Genomic DNA, 2,106 nt, shown 5'->3' with positions numbered 1-2,106 from the left:
TCTTCAAAGCCCTTACGGCGGATCATGGCGACTTCCAGTGGCAGCTGTGGTGAGAGCAGCGCTTCCACCTGCTTGGCAGAGGGCGGCTGGCCGGTTTTGTAGTCCACCACGCGCAAGCTGTTGTCTTTCATCTGATCGATGCGATCTGCACGGCCTGTGAGCGTAAAGTTGCGCTCCGGGCGCTGCATTTCCACTTTGCCGTATTCCTCAAGGAAACGATCATAGATTTTAGGCGCGACTTCACCTTCGTACGCAACAAACTCTTCCGCGATGCGCTCAAAGCGCGGCCACCACAAAGCGCGGATAGCGGGGAAAGCATCCAGTGGGCGGAACAGTCGTCCCCCTTCGGTTTTTAGTGCTCGAACTGCCTTGTCGTCGAATGGCCCATCCCAATCCTCAAGGAAGTTTGCGAGGGCATCATGGATGATGTTGCCTTTGTCGGCAGCGCCCGGTTCGCCGCCGATCGGGTCAACTTCATCCAGCTTCAGGACGTTTTTGGCGTAGATGAGGTACGGATCGCGGATCAGGTTTTCGATTGCTGTGACAGAGAGCTGGACCGGACGCGCCTCCACTGGCGGTTTTGGCTCAGGGCGCTTGGCCGGGCGGACTGGTGTTTCGGAGCGGTCGAGCACGAGAGCCAGCTCGGTGTAGCGCTTGCCTTTGGCGCGCATTTGCTGCTCTACGCTTTGGCCTGCCAGCGTGACGATGCGCTGGAGCCAGCGGGAGGCCACAGTTGGGGAGCCATCCACGCGCTCGGAGCGGGAGAGCACTACTTCCGGCGCGCCGAGGTTCCAGAGGAAATCGTGGGCGGAGGTGCCGATTTTACGCTCTGGCGGATCGAGGCCGATCTGACCTTTCATGGGGCGGTTGAGCCATGGATCGTTGCGGGTGCGCTGCGGCCATGTGCCTTCGTTCAGTCCGCCGAGGACAACGAGGTCATAGCGCTGGAGGCGGGCTTCCATCGGGCCGAGCAGATGGATACGGGGATCAGCAGGTGTGCGGGAGCGGACGGCCCCACCGGTGATGAGGGCACCGAACACGCCGGGCCATTCATTGGCAGGCACGCAGAGGCCAGCAGCGTCAGCTTCCAGCAAGGATGTCAGAGTTTCGGCAAGCGCCTTTCCGTTTTCGCCACTGAACAGCTCTTCCGTCGAGCCGTTTTCATCAGCCCCAAGCAGCAGGATTGCATCCACATGGGTTTTGATGATGTCTTCGACCGGGATCTCATTTGGGTTTTGCAGCAGGGCTTCCAGTGGGCCGAGGGCTTGCTCCAGACGGTCCAGCAGGGTGTTGATGGCGGCCCAGTCCTCTTCCACCAGCTTGCGCCAGCGGGAAACTGGTCTGTCGGCCTTCTCCATGGCCAGATCATGAGCTGCGGCCACCGCTTCGCGCAGACCACTGAGCCCCGGTCTTGGATGCGGGCCGCGCAGCACGCCGCGTTCCAGAGCGCGGGCGGCGGAGCGGACTTCCTTGGCCTTCATACCGAGGAAGGCGAGCGGATGTTTGAGCAGGGCCAGCAGGTTGACCGGATCGAGGCCTTGCAGGGCGAGCTTTGCGGTGAGGATGGCAAGCACCATGGGCGGTGTTTGCTCCAGCGGGCGACCAGCGGTGTCATCCACGATGATGCCCCAGCGGGTCAGCTCTGAAGCCACACGGCGGGCCAATGTTCTGTCCGGTGAGATCAGCGCGGTTGTTTTGCCTGCTTCCACCGCTTCACGCAGCAGCAGGGCGATGGAGAGCGCTTCTTCGGATTCGTTTCGCGCTGTGATCAGCTGCGTGCCTGCGAAGGCAGTCTCTCTGTGCTCTGCCAGCTGGGAGGTGAAGAAGTTCTGCCACTCTTCCGTTGTTTCTGCCGGACGGAGTGCTTCGTTGACAATCTCGCAGCGCAAACGCAGAGCTTCGCTTTGCGGTGCGCCCAGCTGTGTGACGTCTTCTCGCTTTATGCCCAGCGCAAGGAGCAGTTGACGGAGGCTGTATTGCGGGTGGCCGGGAACGCGCTGTGGTTCTGTCGGGCTGCCAAGTGCCTGCCAGCTTTCGTCATCCATGCCCATATCGAGCGCCGGAAGCACAAGGGCTCCGTTTTCCAAGCTCAGCACGGCTTTCATC

General features: G+C 61.3%; 1 protein-coding gene. It reads right to left on the bottom strand.

The genetic code is table 11. The features are described 5' to 3' along the window. The coding region (gene addB / locus PPL9_RS10770; protein ID WP_208989307.1) for a double-strand break repair protein AddB at nt 1-2,106 on the bottom strand (2,106 nt) is incomplete at both ends.

This window comes from Pseudovibrio sp. POLY-S9 (assembly GCF_001431305.1).
Lineage (GTDB): Bacteria > Pseudomonadota > Alphaproteobacteria > Rhizobiales > Stappiaceae > Pseudovibrio.
Note: the sequence above shows the minus strand (reverse complement) of the source record. Positions and strands in the feature narration are given on the sequence as shown.